The sequence below is a fragment of the Enterobacter sp. MGH120 genome, from assembly GCF_001037725.1.
In the GTDB taxonomy this organism is placed as follows: Bacteria; Pseudomonadota; Gammaproteobacteria; order Enterobacterales; family Enterobacteriaceae; genus Enterobacter; species Enterobacter hormaechei_C.
Window position 1 is genome coordinate 3,005,801 of the sequence record NZ_KQ089940.1, and the last position, 16,681, is coordinate 3,022,481.

15 protein-coding genes are annotated in these 16,681 nt (G+C 56.4%); 12 read left to right on the top strand and 3 right to left on the bottom strand.

The window, feature by feature from the left end; genetic code table 11:
• Positions 1-76 precede the first annotated feature (76 nt).
• A complete protein-coding gene (gene fumA / locus SK54_RS13980; protein ID WP_048247459.1) occupies positions 77-1,723 on the bottom strand; it encodes a class I fumarate hydratase FumA in 1,647 nt (548 codons plus the stop codon).
• Between the two features lie 199 nt (positions 1,724-1,922).
• Between fumA and manA the strand changes: the two genes are divergently transcribed.
• Positions 1,923-3,098, top strand: coding sequence for a mannose-6-phosphate isomerase (manA, locus tag SK54_RS13985; RefSeq protein WP_048247461.1), 1,176 nt, complete (start codon positions 1,923-1,925; stop codon positions 3,096-3,098).
• Between the two features lie 99 nt (positions 3,099-3,197).
• Positions 3,198-4,724 carry a YdgA family protein gene (locus tag SK54_RS13990; RefSeq protein ID WP_045347979.1) on the top strand — a complete coding sequence of 509 codons (1,527 nt, stop codon included), beginning with the start codon at positions 3,198-3,200 and terminating at the stop codon, positions 4,722-4,724.
• 101 nt (positions 4,725-4,825) lie between these two features.
• Here the strand turns inward: SK54_RS13990 and SK54_RS13995 are convergent, their stop codons facing one another.
• The gene (locus tag SK54_RS13995; RefSeq protein WP_017384586.1) at positions 4,826-5,854 is read right to left on the bottom strand and encodes a Mal regulon transcriptional regulator MalI; all 1,029 of its coding nucleotides are present in this window, start codon (positions 5,852-5,854) and stop codon (positions 4,826-4,828) included.
• Positions 5,855-6,033: 179 nt separating this feature from the next.
• Here SK54_RS13995 and malX point away from each other — a divergent pair, with 179 nt between their 5' ends.
• The 3 genes from malX (at position 6,034) to add (ending at position 9,943) form a co-directional block, all read left to right on the top strand.
• Positions 6,034-7,626 (top strand): maltose/glucose-specific PTS transporter subunit IIBC, encoded by a 1,593-nt coding sequence (gene malX / locus SK54_RS14000; RefSeq protein ID WP_048247463.1) that lies wholly within the window; start codon positions 6,034-6,036, stop codon positions 7,624-7,626.
• Between the two features lie 49 nt (positions 7,627-7,675).
• Positions 7,676-8,848 (top strand): MalY/PatB family protein, encoded by a 1,173-nt coding sequence (locus tag SK54_RS14005; protein WP_048247465.1) that lies wholly within the window; start codon positions 7,676-7,678, stop codon positions 8,846-8,848.
• A gap of 96 nt (positions 8,849-8,944) precedes the next feature.
• The gene (gene add / locus SK54_RS14010) at positions 8,945-9,943 is read left to right on the top strand and encodes an adenosine deaminase (protein ID WP_015570661.1); all 999 of its coding nucleotides are present in this window, start codon (positions 8,945-8,947) and stop codon (positions 9,941-9,943) included.
• Between the two features lie 56 nt (positions 9,944-9,999).
• Here add and SK54_RS14015 read toward each other — a convergent pair whose 3' ends face one another.
• Positions 10,000-11,040, bottom strand: coding sequence for an oxidoreductase (locus tag SK54_RS14015; protein ID WP_048247467.1), 1,041 nt, complete (start codon positions 11,038-11,040; stop codon positions 10,000-10,002).
• Positions 11,041-11,279: 239 nt separating this feature from the next.
• Between SK54_RS14015 and blr the strand changes: the two genes are divergently transcribed.
• The 7 genes from blr to rsxD all read left to right on the top strand — a co-directional run bounded on the left by blr (position 11,280) and on the right by rsxD (position 16,679).
• Positions 11,280-11,405 (top strand): division septum protein Blr, encoded by a 126-nt coding sequence (blr, locus tag SK54_RS14020; RefSeq protein ID WP_151884424.1) that lies wholly within the window; start codon positions 11,280-11,282, stop codon positions 11,403-11,405.
• A 229-nt stretch (positions 11,406-11,634) separates the two neighbouring features.
• Complete coding sequence (ydgT, locus tag SK54_RS14025; RefSeq protein ID WP_000217941.1) at positions 11,635-11,850, top strand: transcription modulator YdgT; 216 nt, start codon at positions 11,635-11,637, stop codon at positions 11,848-11,850.
• Between the two features lie 85 nt (positions 11,851-11,935).
• Positions 11,936-12,376 (top strand): DUF2569 domain-containing protein, encoded by a 441-nt coding sequence (locus SK54_RS14030; protein ID WP_017693547.1) that lies wholly within the window; start codon positions 11,936-11,938, stop codon positions 12,374-12,376.
• A gap of 76 nt (positions 12,377-12,452) precedes the next feature.
• Positions 12,453-13,034: an electron transport complex subunit RsxA gene (gene rsxA / locus SK54_RS14035; protein ID WP_000133206.1), complete on the top strand. Its 582-nt coding sequence runs from the start codon at positions 12,453-12,455 to the stop codon at positions 13,032-13,034.
• Positions 13,034-13,612 carry an electron transport complex subunit RsxB gene (rsxB, locus tag SK54_RS14040; RefSeq protein WP_015570664.1) on the top strand — a complete coding sequence of 193 codons (579 nt, stop codon included), beginning with the start codon at positions 13,034-13,036 and terminating at the stop codon, positions 13,610-13,612. The genes rsxA and rsxB overlap by 1 nt, the downstream gene beginning before the upstream one ends.
• Entirely contained in the window at positions 13,605-15,626 is a 2,022-nt protein-coding gene (gene rsxC, locus SK54_RS14045) for an electron transport complex subunit RsxC (RefSeq protein WP_023303569.1), read from the top strand. The genes rsxB and rsxC overlap by 8 nt, the downstream gene beginning before the upstream one ends.
• Positions 15,627-16,679, top strand: coding sequence for an electron transport complex subunit RsxD (rsxD, locus tag SK54_RS14050; RefSeq protein ID WP_015570666.1), 1,053 nt, complete (start codon positions 15,627-15,629; stop codon positions 16,677-16,679).
• Positions 16,680-16,681: the final 2 nt, after the last annotated feature.

The following is a 16,681-nucleotide window of genomic DNA, read 5'->3' on the forward strand; positions in this document are numbered from 1 at the left end:
GGTGGCGGCTGCGCCTTACCCGACCTACGAGAATGCAGGCCGGGTAAGCGTCAGCGCCACCCGGCAATTTACAGAATTACTTCACACACGCCGAACACTGGGAAGACTGGATCTGTTTGAAGAAGTCGTTACCTTTGTCATCCACGAGGATGAACGCCGGGAAGTCTTCCACTTCAATTTTCCAGATCGCTTCCATACCCAGTTCCGGGTACTCCACGCACTCCAGGCTCTTGATACTGCCCTGCGCCAGCACCGCCGCCGGGCCACCTATACTGCCGAGGTAAAAGCCGCCGTGCTTGTGGCACGCGTCCGTCACCTGCTGGCTGCGGTTGCCTTTCGCCAGCATGATCATGCTGCCGCCGTTGGCCTGCAACTGGTCGACGTAGGAGTCCATACGGCCCGCCGTGGTTGGGCCTAACGAGCCGGAAGCATATCCATCAGGCGTTTTTGCCGGGCCTGCGTAGTAGATCGGGTGATCTTTAATGTACTGCGGCAGCCCTTCGCCGTTGTCCAGGCGCTCTTTCAGCTTCGCATGGGCGATGTCGCGACCCACGATAATCGTCCCGTTCAGGGAAAGGCGCGTTGAAACCGGATACCGCGAAAGCTGTGCCAGAATCTCTTTCATCGGACGATTCAGGTCCACGCGAACCGCTTCCCCCTCGCCCGCTTTACGCAGTTCTTCAGGAATATATTTGCCCGGGTTGTTCTCCAGCTTCTCGATCCAGATGCCGTCGCGGTTGATCTTCGCCTTGATGTTGCGATCCGCCGAGCATGAGACGCCCATCCCCACCGGACAGGAAGCACCGTGGCGCGGCAGGCGGATCACGCGAATGTCATGCGCGAAGTATTTGCCGCCAAACTGCGCGCCCAGGCCCAGATTCTGCGCTTCGGCCAGCAGTTCCTGCTCAAGCTGCACGTCCCGGAACGCCTGACCATGTTCGTTACCTTCCGTTGGCAGGCCATCGTAGTATTTGGTTGAGGCCAGCTTAACGGTTTTCAGGGTGCTTTCGGCAGACGTACCGCCAATCACAAACGCGATATGGTACGGCGGGCAGGCCGCGGTGCCGAGGGTGCGCATCTTCTCGACCAGATAATTCTTCAGCTTGCCCGGGGTAAGCAGCGCTTTGGTTTCCTGGTAAAGATAGGTTTTGTTGGCTGAACCGCCGCCTTTGGCGATGCAGAGGAATTTGTACTCGTCACCGTCGACGCTGTAGAGGTCAATCTGCGCAGGCAGGTTGGTGCCGGTGTTCACCTCTTTGTACATATCCAGCGCCGCGTTTTGCGAATAGCGCAGGTTGTCTTCGGTGTAGGTATTGTAAACGCCGCGCGCCAGCGCCGCTTCGTCACCGCCGCCGGTCCAGACGCGCTGGCCTTTTTTACCGGTGATAATCGCCGTGCCGGTGTCCTGGCAGGTCGGCAGAATGCCTTTCGCCGCGATATCAGAGTTACGCAGGAATTGCAGGGCAACGTACTTATCGTTCTCACTGGCTTCCGGGTCGCTCAGGATATCAGCAACCTGCTGCTGATGCGCCGGACGGAGCATAAAGGAAGCATCATGGAAGGCTTGCTGCGCCAGCAACGTCAGCGCCTGCGGGTCAACTTTGAGGATCTCCTGCCCTTCAAACTCAGAGACAGAAACGTAATCGCGGGTTAACAGGTAATACTCGGTCTGATCCTGACTGAGGGGGAAAGGATCCTGATAATGGAAGGGTTTATTCGACATTGTTCTCTCACTTACTGCTTCGGTCTGTTTATTCAGGGCAGATGTTCCGCTGCCCGGCTTAAAAGCGAGTCAGCTTATCCTACACAATTTTTTAACAAAAACTGAGACTAGTACGACTTTTTACATCCGCAGGTTACTTCCATTCGGTTTATTGCTTTAATACGCGGAGTTAATTCCACATATGAATCAGGGCTTGATAATGCAAAAACTCATCAACTCAGTGCAAAACTACGCCTGGGGAAGTAAAACTGCGTTAACGGATCTCTACGGTATCGCCAACCCGGACAACCTGCCGATGGCAGAGCTGTGGATGGGCGCGCATCCGAAGAGCAGCTCAAAAATTGAAGATGCCAGCGGCCAGGTTCGCAGCCTGCGTGACGTCATCGACGCCGACAAAGCCGCACTGCTCGGCGATAAAGTGGCGAATCGTTTTGGTGAGCTGCCGTTTCTGTTCAAGGTATTGTGCGCCGACCAGCCGCTCTCCATTCAGGTTCACCCGAACAAAAAAGCCTCTGAGCTGGGCTTTGCCAAAGAAAATGCCGCCGGTATTCCGTTAGACGCCGCAGAGCGTAACTACAAAGATCCTAACCACAAGCCGGAACTGGTTTTCGCCCTGACCCCTTTCCTGGCGATGAATGCCTTCCGCGAGTTTTCCGAGATCATCTCCCTGCTGCAACCGGTCGCCGGGGCTCACAACGCGATCGCCCATTTCCTGGAAAACCCGAACGCAGAAGCCTTGTGCGAACTGTTTGCCAGCCTGCTGAATATGCAGGGCGAGGAAAAATCCCACGCGCTGGCGGTGCTGAAAGCCGCGCTGAACAGCCAGCAGGGTGAGCCATGGGACACCATTCGCGTAATTTCCGCGTTTTATCCGGACGACAGCGGTCTCTTCTCTCCGCTGCTGCTGAACGTGGTGAAGCTCAACCCGGGCGAAGCAATGTTCCTGTTCGCTGAAACCCCGCACGCCTACCTGAACGGCGTGGCGCTGGAGGTGATGGCTAACTCCGATAACGTACTGCGCGCGGGCCTGACGCCAAAATACATCGACATCCCTGAGCTGGTTGCCAACGTGAAGTTCGTGGCGAAACCTGCTGCGGAGCTGCTTACGCAGCCGGTGAAAAACGGCGCAGAGCTGGACTTCCCGATTCCGGTTGACGATTTTGCCTTCTCGCTGCACGACCTAAGCGCAGACGAAACCGCCATTGCACAGGAGAGCGCAGCGATCCTGTTCTGTGTAGAAGGCGAAGCGACGTTGCATAAAGATAGCGAGCGTCTGGTGCTTAAACCGGGTGAATCCGCCTTTGTCGCGGCCAACGAGTCGCCTGTCCGGGTGAGCGGCAACGGTCGCCTGGCGCGTGTTTTTAATAAGCTTTAGGGACTTACTGAATTTTTTAACAACTCTTGCTAAGCTAGTAACAGGCGTTGTAACACCAGGCGGTTTTAACCGCCTGGTTTCATTTTAGGGATAATCGCAATGAAAAAATCGGTCGTAGCGGTAGGAGTGATTGTTGCTTTAGGCGTGATCTGGACGGGTGCTTCCTGGTATACCGGGAAACAGCTGGAAAGCCGTCTGGCAGAGATGATGGCGCAGGCAAACAGCGAGATTAAGCGCAGCGCGCCTGAAGCAGGTCTGGAGCTAAGCTACCAGAACTACCAGCGTGGCGTGTTTACCAGCCATATGCAGGTGGTGGTGAAGCCGGTTGCGGGTAATCAGAACGCCTGGCTGAAACCGGGCCAGAGCGTGGTGCTGGATGAGGTGGTCAGCCACGGTCCGTTCCCGCTGGCGCAGTTGAAGAAATTTAACCTGATCCCCTCCATGGCTTCCGCCAGAACCGTACTGGTCAATAATGAGGTGACGAAGCCGCTGTTCGATATGGCGAAAAACACGTCGCCGTTTGAGATCAATACCCGCATCAGCTATGCCGGTGATACGCATTCGGACATCGACCTGAAAGCGCTGAATTACGAACAAGGCACTGACAAAGTCGCCTTCAGCGGCGGCAATTTCCAGCTTGATGCCGATCGTGACGGCAAGACTGTCTCCCTGACCGGTGATGCCGCAAGCGGCCTGGTGAATTCAGTCAATGAATATAACCAGAAAGTCCAGCTTACCTTCAACAACCTCAAAGCCAGCGGCAACAGCCGTATGACCGATTTTGATGAGCGTATCGGCGACCAGAAGCTGAGCCTCGATAAGATCGCCATTGCGATTGAAGGCAAAGAGATGGCGGTGCTGGAAGGCATGGATCTGGACGGCAAGTCCGACGTGTCCAAAGACGGTAAAAGCATCAACACCCAGCTGGATTACAGCCTGAAAAGCCTGAAGGTACAAAATCAGGATCTCGGTACCGGTAAGCTGTCTCTGAAAATCGGCAACATTGACGGCCAGGCGTGGCACGAATTTAGTCAGAAATACAGCAAAGAGAGCCAGGCTCTGCTGACCGATGCCGCCCTGCAACAGAACCCGCAGGCGTACCAGCAGCAGGCGATGACGGTGCTGTTTAATAACCTGCCGATCCTGCTGAAGGGCGAGCCGGTGATTACCGTTGCGCCACTGAGCTGGAAAAACGGCAAAGGCGAAACCAACTTCAACCTGTCGCTGTTCCTGAAGGATCCGGCCGCTGCGACCGGCGAACCGCAGACCCTGGCGCAGGAAGTTGACCGCAGCGTGAAATCGCTCGACAGCAAGCTGACCATCCCGATGGATATGGCGACCGAGTTCATGACGCAGATTGCGAAACTTGAAGGGTATGGTGAAGAAGATGCAGGGAAACTGGCAAACCAACAGGTGAAAGGCCTGGCGGCGATGGGCCAGATGTTCCGCATCACGAAGGTGGAAGACAACACCATTTCCACCAGCCTGCAATATGCTAATGGCCAGGTGACGCTCAACGGCGACAAAATGCCGCTGGAAGAGTTTGTCGGTATGTTTGGTATGCCGACGCTGGGCATTCCGGCACCGGCTGAACCGGCAGCGCCGCCGGCAGTACCGCAGCAGTAAACGAAAAACCCCTCGCATGAGGGGTTTTTTATTGCCGGGTGGCGCTGACGCTTACCCGGCCTACGATCATGAGCCGTTGCAGGCCCGTGCAAGCAAAGCGTTTACTTCACGGTCACTAACCGCGCAGCCACAATCTGATGCCCGGCCTGCACGTCCGTATTTTCAATGCGCTGCATGATCCTGTCTGCCAGGGTGTACCCCATCTCACGAGCCGGCGTCGTCGCCCAGACGATGGGGAGATCGTCTAACGCATTTTCACCGACATCCGCAAATGCCCCCAGCGCCACCTGATGGCCGAAGAACGTTTCTACCCCGCCCTCACCGCTCTGGCGTCCGGCGCGGATCAAACCGAACCACGCCCCCATCGCAATGACGTCGTTATAGCAAATCACCGCGCTGATCGTCGGGCTGTTGCGAAGCAGCGTGCCGATGGCTTCCGCGGCTTTTTTCTGGCTGGATTCACACTCCACCACCCATTCGCTGTGAAACGGCAGGCCGTATTTGATGAGCGTGGAGCAGTAACCGCCCACCCGCTCGGCACGCGTCAGGGACGAGCTTTTACCGCCGAGCCAGGCGATGCGCTGATGGCCGCGATGAATAAGATGCTCGGTCAGCATTTGCGCGGCCTGCATGTTATCTGGCCGAAGGGTATCGGCTTCGTCGAGATAGCTGGCGCGCGACGCAAACACCAGCGGTACGCCTTTCTGCGCCGCGCGCTCACACAATTCACTGCCCACGCCAGACGCGCCGGCCACGATCACCCCATCCACCCCTTGCGTCAGCAGCATATCCAGCCTGGAGAGCAGCTGCTCCGGTTCGCGCCCACCGTGGAGCAGGAAAACCATTCGCCCCTGCGCTTCAAGCGCCTCGGTAAGCCCGGCGGTCAATTCTGCATAAAACGGCGACGTGAGGTCGCGAACGATCAGCCCTATCACCCCGCTTTGCCCACCGCGCAGCGCCGACGCCTGGCGATTACGCACAAAGCCTAACTGCTCAACGGCCTCGTTGACGCGCTGACCCGTTGCAGGAGAGATGCGCCCCTTCCCGCTCAATACCAGCGAAACGGTGCTGACGGAAACCCCCGCCGCCAGCGCGACATCGTTGATGGTGATCTTTTTCGCTACAGCCATGTGGTGGCGTGACTCCTTGATAATGAGATCGCTAAAACGTTTTATCAATACGTTATCTTTATACTACCAGTAAAAGCCTGAGAATGTGATTTAGCGCGCACTAAAGTTTGATAAAACGTTTTATCTTCTCGCCCCATCGAGGTCGTTAAATCTCTTTCTACCATTTAAGGAGTCGTTTTATGACGACGAAAGCAGCACAAAAAATATCGCTGTGGGAGTTTTTCCAGCAACTGGGTAAAACCTTTATGCTGCCCGTGGCGCTTCTCTCTTTTTGCGGGATCATGCTGGGGATCGGCAGCTCGTTAAGCAGCCACGACGTCATTACCCTGATCCCTTTCCTCGGAAATCCGGTACTTCAGGCGATCTTCATCTGGATGAGCAAGGTCGGCTCTTTTGCCTTTAGCTTCCTGCCGATAATGTTCTGTATCGCCATTCCTCTGGGTCTGGCGCGCGAAAACAAAGGCGTGGCGGCGTTTGCGGGCTTCGTTGGCTATGCGGTCATGAACCTTGCGGTTAACTTCTGGCTGACTGCCAAAGGGATCCTGCCCACGACCGACGCGGCGGTACTGAAAGCCAATAACATTCAGAGCGTGATTGGTATTCAGTCCATCGATACCGGGATCCTTGGAGCCGTGATCGCGGGGGTAATTATCTGGATGCTGCACGAGCGCTTCCACAACATCCGCCTGCCCGATGCGCTGGCCTTCTTCGGCGGGACCCGCTTTGTGCCAATCATTACGCTGGTTGTGATGGGTCTGTTTGGTCTGATCATCCCTCTGATTTGGCCGATTTTTGCCATGGGGATCACCGGTATCGGCCGCATTATCAATGGCGCGGGTGATTTCGGCCCGATGATTTTCGGTACGGGTGAACGTCTGCTGCTGCCATTTGGTTTACAGCATATCCTGGTTGCCCTGATCCGCTTTACCGAAGCCGGCGGTACCATGGACGTTTGCGGTCATTCCGTTAGCGGTGCGCTGACCATCTTCCAGGCCCAGCTGAGCTGCCCGACCACTCACGGCTTCTCTGAAAGTGCGACGCGTTTCCTCTCTCAGGGTAAAATGCCTGCCTTCCTCGGCGGCCTGCCGGGCGCAGCGCTGGCGATGTACCACTGTGCCCGTCCGGAAAATCGTCATAAAATTAAAGGTCTGCTGATCTCCGGCGTTATTGCCTGCGTGGTGGGCGGTACGACAGAACCTATCGAGTTCCTGTTCCTGTTCGTAGCGCCGGTACTGTACCTCATCCACGCCGTACTGACGGGCCTGGGCTTTACCGTGATGGCTGTGCTCGGTGTGACCATCGGTAACACCGACGGTAACGTGATTGACTTCGTGGTATTCGGTATACTGCACGGCCTGTCCACCAAGTGGTATCTGGTGCCGGTTGTGGCCGCCATCTGGTTCGCGGTTTACTACGGGATCTTCCGCTTCGCCATCACCCGCTTTAACCTGAAAACGCCTGGCCGCGATACCGATACGGCCACCAGCGTTGAACAGGCGGTAGCTGGTACCGTTGGGAAATCCGGATATAACACGCCGGCTATTCTGGCGGCGCTGGGCGGTGCGGATAACATTACCTCTCTGGATAACTGCATCACCCGCCTGCGTTTGTCGGTGGCGGACATGTCCAAAGTGGATACCAACGCACTTAAAGCTAACCGGGCTATTGGGGTGGTACAGTTAAATCAACACAATTTGCAGGTCGTCATTGGCCCGCAGGTACAGTCAGTGAAGGATGAGCTGGCAACCCTGATGCGAACCGTCGAAGCCTGATGCCTCGCCCCCCTCGTCATGAGGGGGTTTTACTTTACGGAGCACCGTCATGTTTGATTTTTCTACCGTCGTGGATCGACACGGCACCTGTTGTACCCAGTGGGATTATGTCGCTGACCGTTTTGGCGCTGCCGACCTGCTGCCCTTCACCATCTCTGATATGGATTTCGCCACCGCCCCCTGCATTACCGATGCGCTGCACCAGCGAATAAACCACGGGGTGTTTGGCTACAGTCGCTGGAAAAATGACGAATTTCTGGCCGCCGTGGCGCACTGGTTCCGGCAACGCTTTAACAGTCAGATTGATACCGAAACCGTGGTGTATGGGCCGTCGGTCATTTATATGGTCTCGGAGCTGATCCGCCTCTGGTCCTCGCCTGGCGACGGCGTGGTGGTCCATACCCCGGCTTACGATGCCTTTTATAAAGCCATCGAAGGCAACCAGCGTACCGTTGTTTCCGTGCCGATGCAGAAAACAGCGCATGGCTGGGAGGGCAATATGGCCGCGCTGGAAGCGGCGCTGTCAAAACCGGAAAACAAGGTGCTGCTGCTGTGTAGCCCGCAAAACCCGACCGGCAAAGTCTGGACGCGGGAAGAGCTGACCACAATGGCGGCCCTGTGTGAACGTTATGACGTAGCGGTGATCAGCGACGAAATTCATATGGACATGGTATGGGGCACGCATCGTCATACCCCGTGGAACGAGGTTGCGCGCGGTAAATGGGCGCTGCTGACCTCGGGTTCCAAAAGCTTCAACATTCCGGCGCTGACGGGTGCCTGGGGGCTTATCGCCGATGACGCCAGCCGTAACGCCTATCTGAATGCATTAAAAGGTCGGGACGGACTCTCTTCCCCTTCCGTGCTGGCGCTGACCGCGCACATTGCTGCCTACCGACAGGGAGAACCCTGGCTGGACGCGCTGCGGACCTATCTCGAAGAAAACCTGCGCTACATTGCTGACGAACTGAATACTGCATTTCCGACACTCATCTGGCAACCGCCTGAGGCCACCTATCTGGCATGGATCGATCTCAGCCCGCTTGGCATTGATGACAATACGCTGCAAAACGTGCTGATTGATCAGCAAAAAGTGGCCATCATGCCGGGATATACCTATGGGGATGAAGGTAAAGGCTATGTGCGTCTGAACGCTGGCTGTCCGCGTAGTAAGCTTGAACAGGGCGTTCAACGCCTTATCGCTGGCATTAACACTCTGCTGTAAATCATTTGCGCAACGGAATATTCCCTTGCGCAAATAGCTTTTTACCCCGTTTTGTTTTTATAATATGGCGCACTTTAACCAGCAAAGAGTGCGACCATGATTGATACACGCCTGCCTTTAACTGATATTCACCGCCACCTCGACGGAAACATTCGTGCCCAAACCATTCTCGATCTTGGTCGCCAGTTCAATTTAACCCTCCCTGCCGAAACGCTTGAAACCCTGATCCCGCATGTTCAGGTCACGTCGAACGAACCGGATCTGGTGAGTTTTCTGAGCAAGCTCGACTGGGGCGTGAAGATGCTGGCCTCGGTCGATGCCTGTCGCCGTGTCGCCTTTGAAAACATCGAAGATGCCGCGCGTAACGGCCTGCACTATGTTGAACTGCGTTTCTCCCCGGGCTATATGGCGATGACCCACAACCTCCCCGTAGCGGGCGTGGTTGAAGCGGTCATTGAAGGCGTGCGTGAAGGCTGCAAAACCTTTGACGTTCAGGCGCGTTTGATTGGCATTATGAGCCGTACCTTCGGTGAAGCGGCCTGTCTTCAGGAACTGGAAGCATTACTGGCGCATCGCGACCAGATCACCGCCATCGACCTGGCCGGTGACGAGCTGGGCTTCCCGGGCAGTCTGTTCCTGTCTCATTTCAACCGCGCACGTGATGCAGGATGGCATATTACCGTTCATGCGGGCGAAGCTGCGGGGCCGGAAAGCATCTGGCAGGCCATTCGTGAACTGGGTGCGGAACGTATAGGTCATGGCGTGAAAGCCATTGAAGATCGCGCGCTGATGGATTTCCTCGCCGAACAACGTATTGGAATCGAATCCTGCCTGACCTCCAATATTCAGACCAGTACAGTAGCGTCGCTGGCGCAACACCCGCTGAAAACCTTCCTCGAACACGGGGTGCTGGCTTCGCTGAACACGGACGATCCGGCGGTTCAGGGCGTGGATATTATTCACGAATACAACATCGCCGCACCACAGGCCGGGCTGAGCCGCGAGCAGATCCGTCAGGCGCAAATCAACGGGCTGGAGATCGCCTTCCTGACGCCTGAAGAGAAACAGGCGCTGCGCGATAAAGTTGCTCAGTAGTCCTCTTTACTGCCGGGTGGCGCTGCGCTTACCCGGCCTACGAAAGCGTTTGGCACTTATGCCAGACAGAGCGTTGCGCGATGTTTGGCAGATTCGATCCCGAGCTCGATGAGCTCCATAATCTGGATTGCCTGGCTTGCGGGAACCGGATTTTCACCTGAACCGTTCAGCGCGTCACTAATGGCGGCGTAATACGCCGGATAGTTCCCCGGCAGGGTCAATACCGTCTCTTCAACCAGTACCTCACCCTCCGCACGCGTCACCACCCCGTCGCGCATGTCGTAGCCCCAGTCCTCCTGCGGTAAGCGTTCGCCATTTTTGAGGCGCTCTTCCTGCGGATCCAGGCCGAACTTCACATAGCTGCCGCGCGCCCCGTGAATGATATAGCGGGCCGATTCCGCCGCCGCAAGCATTGTCCCGTGCAGCACAATGCGCCGCTGCGGATAACTCAAAATGGCATGGAAATAGTCGGTGGTCTGCGCCCCCGGCCTGAGCTGCGCTAAATCGACCGTCATGCTCACGGGCAAACCAAACAGATGAACGGCCTGATCGAGAAGATGCGGCGCTAAGTCATACCAGATGCCGCTACCCGGTCCCGCCTGCTCGCGCCAGCGATCTCGCACCTGCGGACGATAACGATCGAAGTGCGACTCAAAAAAGGCAATTTCGCCGAGCGTGCCTGCGTTTATCAGCGCCTTAACCGTCAGGAAATCGCTGTCCCAGCGCCGATTGTGAAAGACCGATAATAACCGACCCAGACTTCGCGCCAGCGCATCCAGCTCGCGCGCCTGTGACAACGTCACGGTGAAGGGCTTATCGACAACAACATGTTTCCCTGCCTCCAGCGCCGCTTTCGCCAGGGGGAAATGAGTGTCGTTAGGAGTAGGAATGACAATAAGGTCAATATTAGGATCGTTAAACAGATGCTTAGGCTCCGTTACCACCGGCACGGCTGGCCAGTCGGCGCGGACCTTAGTCTCATCGCTGCTTGTGATAGCCGCCAGTTCCATTCCCGGCGTGCCGGCAACCAGCGGTGCATGAAAGGTTTTGCTTGCGTACCCGTAGCCAATAAGACCGACGCGGATGTTTTCACTCATCGTTTGCCCCCTCGCTGTGCGCTTATTTATCACTGGCCTTGTGCTTAACGCACAGATTAATAATGTGCCCTGTGAGTTAAAATAGCATCTTGCGACAGCGTTTTTTGTTACCTCGCATTAAAGTGTGTATATGGGTTCGGGGAATCGTTCCCAAAGCGCTTGCTCTGGCGAAAAGGGCGCTGTAACATTTGTAATCTGTATTTATGGATAAATTACAAACACAAATTATGTCGTCAATAATTAATCGAATCATTGAATTAGCGGGATGGATTGTCCTTGGGGTTTCAGTCGTATTGCTCGGCATCGCCAGCCATATCGATAACTACCAGCCGCCGGAGCCTGTTACTGTCGCACAACAAAAGTAAGCCGTGTCGTCATAAAGCGTGACACGTTACGTCATGGAACGTATTGCCAGCCGTAATGAACGGGGTTACCCTTCTCTTCCAGGCATCTGCTGATGCCTGAATCTTCGCAAAGAAAACTCCTAATTTCGTCGCGTTACCCGAGTGGACAGTTTACGTCTTTATTAATCCGTTTATTATTCGAACGCATTACCTTTATGGGTATTACCCTTTTATATGGAAACTTATTAACATGACAGTTCAGGACTATTTATTAAAATTTCGCAAGATCAATTCCCTTGAAAGCCTGGAAAAACTGTTTGACCATCTGAACTACACGCTGTCGGATAATCAGGACATCATCAATATGTACCGCGCTGCTGACCATCGTCGCGCCGAACTGGTCTCTGGCGGTCGTCTGTTCAATGTGGGGGAAGTGCCTAAATCCGTATGGCGTTACGTTGTATAAGAAAGTAGCCTTCGGCGTGAAATGTTATATACTCTCCGCCCTGCAAATTTCTGTATAACATTTCGCGCAGACTATGGGAGAGCGTATGACCGCATTGCCTGGAGAGAGAATTGGGGGCTGGTTAATCGCCCCGCTGGCATGGCTGCTGGTGGCATTATTAAGCGCTTCGCTGGCGCTGTTGCTATACACCACCGCACTGGTTACGCCTCATGCTATCCAGACACTGATGTCCCAGAGTGCGCTCAATATTGCAACGTGGTTTGTGTCGTTCGTTTTCGCGATCGCGATGTGGTACTACACGCTGTGGCTGACTATCGCCTTCTTCAAACGCCGCAAAAACGTGCCAAAACATTACATTATCTGGCTGCTGGTCTCCGTGCTGCTGGCTGTCAAAGCATTCGCTTTCTCGCCAGTGTCTGACGCGCTGGCGGTTCGCCAGTTACTGTTTCCGCTACTGGCGACGGCGCTTCTGGTCCCTTATTTCAAGCGTTCGACGCGCGTTAAGAAGACCTTTGTCAACCCGTAATAACCTTACAGTTAACCTGTTGTGGCCTGTTGTCGTTTATCCGATAATAGGCGGCTATTTTATTTCAGGCTAAATAATGACCGATTACTTACTGCTCTTTGTCGGAACTGTGCTGGTTAATAACTTCGTACTGGTGAAGTTCCTTGGCCTGTGCCCGTTTATGGGCGTCTCCAAAAAGCTGGAGACGGCAATGGGCATGGGGCTGGCGACCACCTTCGTGATGACGATGGCCTCCATTTGCGCATGGCTGATTGATACCTGGATCCTGATCCCGCTCGACATGCTCTACCTGCGCACCTTGTCCTTTATTCTGGTCATTGCGGTTGTGGTGCAATTTACCGAGATGGTGGTGCGGAAAACCAGCCCTGCCCTGTATCGCCTGCTGGGCATTTTCCTGCCTCTCATCACCACCAACTGCGCGGTGCTGGGCGTGGCGCTGCTCAATATCAACCTTGGGCATAATTTCCTGCAATCGGCGCTGTACGGTTTTTCCGCGGCGGTCGGTTTCTCTTTTGTTATGGTCCTGTTCGCCTCGATTCGCGAGCGTCTGGCCGCGGCGGATATTCCCGCGCCGTTTCGCGGTAACGCCATCGCTCTGGTGACCGCAGGTTTAATGTCTCTGGCCTTTATGGGCTTTAGTGGTCTGGTGAAGTTGTAATGAGTGCTATCTGGATTGCCATCGCGTCCATCAGCGTACTGGGACTCGTCTTTGGCATCATTCTGGGTTATGCCTCCCGCCGGTTTGCGGTGGAGGACGATCCGGTGGTTGAAAAAATTGATGAACTTTTACCGCAGAGCCAGTGCGGGCAGTGCGGCTACCCTGGCTGCCGCCCTTACGCTGAGGCGGTGGGCGTGCAGGGCGAAAAGATCAACCGCTGCGCACCGGGTGGCGAAGCGGTCATGCTTAAAATAGCTGCCCTGCTGAACGTCGATCCCCAGCCTGTCGACGGCGATGAACAGGCCCAGGAGCCCGTTCGTGCCCTTGCTGTCATCGACGAAGCCAACTGCATTGGCTGCACCAAATGTATTCAGGCGTGTCCTGTTGACGCCATTGTGGGCGCAACGCGCGCGATGCACACCGTTGTGGCGGATCTGTGCACCGGCTGTAATCTCTGCGTGGCGCCCTGCCCGACGCAGTGTATAGAACTACGCCCGGTTGAAACGACTACTGAAAGCTGGAAGTGGGACCTTCAGACCATTCCGGTTCGCAATATTCCTGTGGAACAACATGCTTAAGTTATTTTCTGCCTTCAGAAAAGAGAAGATCTGGGATTTCGACGGCGGCATTCATCCGCCTGAGATGAAATCGCAGTCTAACGGCACGCCGCTGCGCCAGATCCCGCTGGCGACCCGTTACGTTATGCCCCTAAAACAGCATATCGGCGCGGAAGGTGAACTGTGCGTGAAAGAAGGCGATAGCGTTCTTCGCGGCCAGCCGCTGACCTTTGGTCGCGGACGGATGTTGCCGATACATGCCCCGACTTCCGGTAAGGTGGTGGCTGTTGCCCCCCATACCGTTGCCCATCCGTCGGCGTTGTCTGAGCTGAGCGTGATCATTGAAGCCGATGGTGAAGACCGCTGGATCGATCGTGACGGCTGGAGCGACTACCGTTCCCACAGTCGTGAAGCGCTGATTGAACGCATTCATCAGTTCGGCGTGGCGGGTCTGGGGGGCGCAGGCTTCCCGACCGGCGCTAAGCTTCACGGCGGCGGCGATAAAATCGAAACGCTGATCATCAACGCCGCCGAGTGCGAACCGTACATCACCGCCGATGACCGTCTGATGCAGGACTGTGCCGCGCAGGTGGTGGAAGGGATTCGCATTCTTGCGCATATTCTGCAACCCCGCGAAGTGCTGATCGGTATTGAGGACAATAAACCGCAGGCCATTTCGATGCTGCGAGCGGTACTGGCGGACAGCCACGATATCGCCCTGCGAGTGATCCCGACCAAATACCCGTCCGGCGGGGCAAAACAGCTGACGCAGATCCTGACCGGCAAACAGGTCCCCCACGGGGGCCGTTCGTCCGACATCGGCGTGCTGATGCAAAACGTGGGAACCGCCTACGCGGTGAAACGTGCGGTGATTGACGGCGAGCCATTGACCGAGCGCGTCGTCACGCTGACCGGCGAGTCCGTCTCCCGTCCCGGCAACGTCTGGGCGCGTCTGGGTACGCCGGTGCGTCATCTGCTGGAACAGGCTGGCTTCTGCCCGGGTAGCGATCAACTGGTCATTATGGGTGGCCCGCTGATGGGCTTTACCCTGCCGTGGCTGGATGTGCCGGTGGTGAAGATTACCAACTGCCTGCTCGCCCCTTCCCCAACGGAGATGGGCGAAACGCAGGAAGAGAAAGGCTGCATACGCTGTAGCGCCTGTGCGGACGCATGCCCGGCAGATTTACTGCCGCAGCAGTTGTACTGGTACAGCAAAGGCCAGTTGCACGATAAAGCCCAGGCGCATAACCTGGCTGACTGTATTGAATGCGGTGCCTGCGCCTGGGTCTGCCCAAGCAATATTCCGCTGGTGCAATACTTCCGTCAGGAGAAAGCCGAAATCTACGCCATCTCCATGGAAGAAAAACGTGCCGCTGAAGCGAAGGCCCGCTTTGAAGCGCGTCAGGCACGACTGGAGCGCGAGAAACAAGCCCGTCAGGAACGCCATAAGCAGGCTGCCGTCCAGCCTGCGGCGAAAGATCAGGATGCCATTAACGCAGCCCTGGCCCGCGTGCGCGAGAAGAAAGCCACCGCCGCCCAGACGGTTGTGATCGCTCCGGGAGAAAAACCGGACAACAGCGAAGCGATTGCGGCCCGCGAAGCGCGTAAAGCCGAAGCTCGCGCGCGTCAGGCGGAGAAAGCGCAACACGCCAAACCGGAAGCCGATATCGACCCGCGTAAAGCGGCAGTGGAAGCGGCTATCGCCAGGGCAAAAGCCCGTAAGGCCGGTCAGCAGACAGTGGTGGTTGAACAGGAAGCGACGGATCCGCGCAAGGCGGCCGTTGAAGCCGCTATCGCCCGTGCCAAAGCACGAAAAGCGGCACAGGTTCAGCCAGCCGAAGAGAGTGAAGCGCCTGTCGACCCGCGTAAAGCCGCCGTTGAAGCGGCCATCGCCCGTGCCAAAGCACGAAAAGCGGCACAGCAGGACGAACGGCCTGCGGCCGCCAACGACGATCCACGCAAAGCCGCAGTCGCCGCCGCGATTGCGCGCGTTCAGGCAAAGAAAGCCGCGCAGCAAGCCGTTAACGAGGATTAAATGGTTTTCAGAATTGCAAGTTCCCCTTATACCCATAACCAGCGCCAGACATCGCGTATTATGATGCTGGTGTGCCTGGCCGCGCTGCCAGGTATTGCCGTACAGTGTTGGTTTTTCGGCTGGGGTACGCTTTTCCAGTTAGTTCTGGGTTGCGCCAGTGCCGTCGCAGCGGAAGCAGCGATCCTGAAGCTGCGCAAAATGGAAGTGACTCGCATCCTGAGCGATAACTCCGCCCTGTTGACCGGCCTGTTGCTGGCCATCAGCATTCCCCCGTTCGCCCCGTGGTGGATGGTGGTATTGGGAACGGTGTTTGCGGTGATCATCGCCAAGCAGCTGTACGGCGGGCTGGGCCATAACCCGTTTAACCCGGCGATGATTGGCTACGTGGTACTGCTGATCTCCTTCCCGGTACAGATGACCAGCTGGCTGCCGCCGCATGAGATCGCCGCCACCGTCCCCGGCTTTATGGATGCCCTGCACGTTATCTTTACCGGCCACACCGCGCTGGGCGCAGATATGAACGCGCTTCGCATGGGCGTGGACGGCATCAGCCAGGCCACCCCGCTCGATACCTTCAAAACCTCCCTGCGTGCCGGACACAGCGTGGAGCAGGTGATGAAATCGTCTATTTACAGCGGCGTACTGGCGGGTGCTGGCTGGCAGTGGGTCAATCTGGCCTATCTGTTGGGCGGCGCGTTCCTGCTGCAACAGAAGGCAATCCGCTGGCATATTCCGGTGAGCTTCCTGGTGACGCTGGCCGTCTGCTCGACGCTCGGCTGGGTCATCTCACCTGAGTCACTGGCCAGCCCGCAGCTCCATCTGCTCTCCGGCGCGACCATGCTCGGGGCATTTTTTATTCTGACCGATCCGGTCACCGCGTCTACCACCAACCGAGGACGTCTGATTTTCGGCGCGCTGGCGGGCTTGCTGGTCTGGCTTATTCGCAGCTTTGGCGGTTATCCGGACGGTGTGGCATTTGCCGTGCTGCTGGCTAACATCACCGTTCCGCTCATCGACTACTACACGCGGCCACGCGTGTACGGTCATCGCTAAGG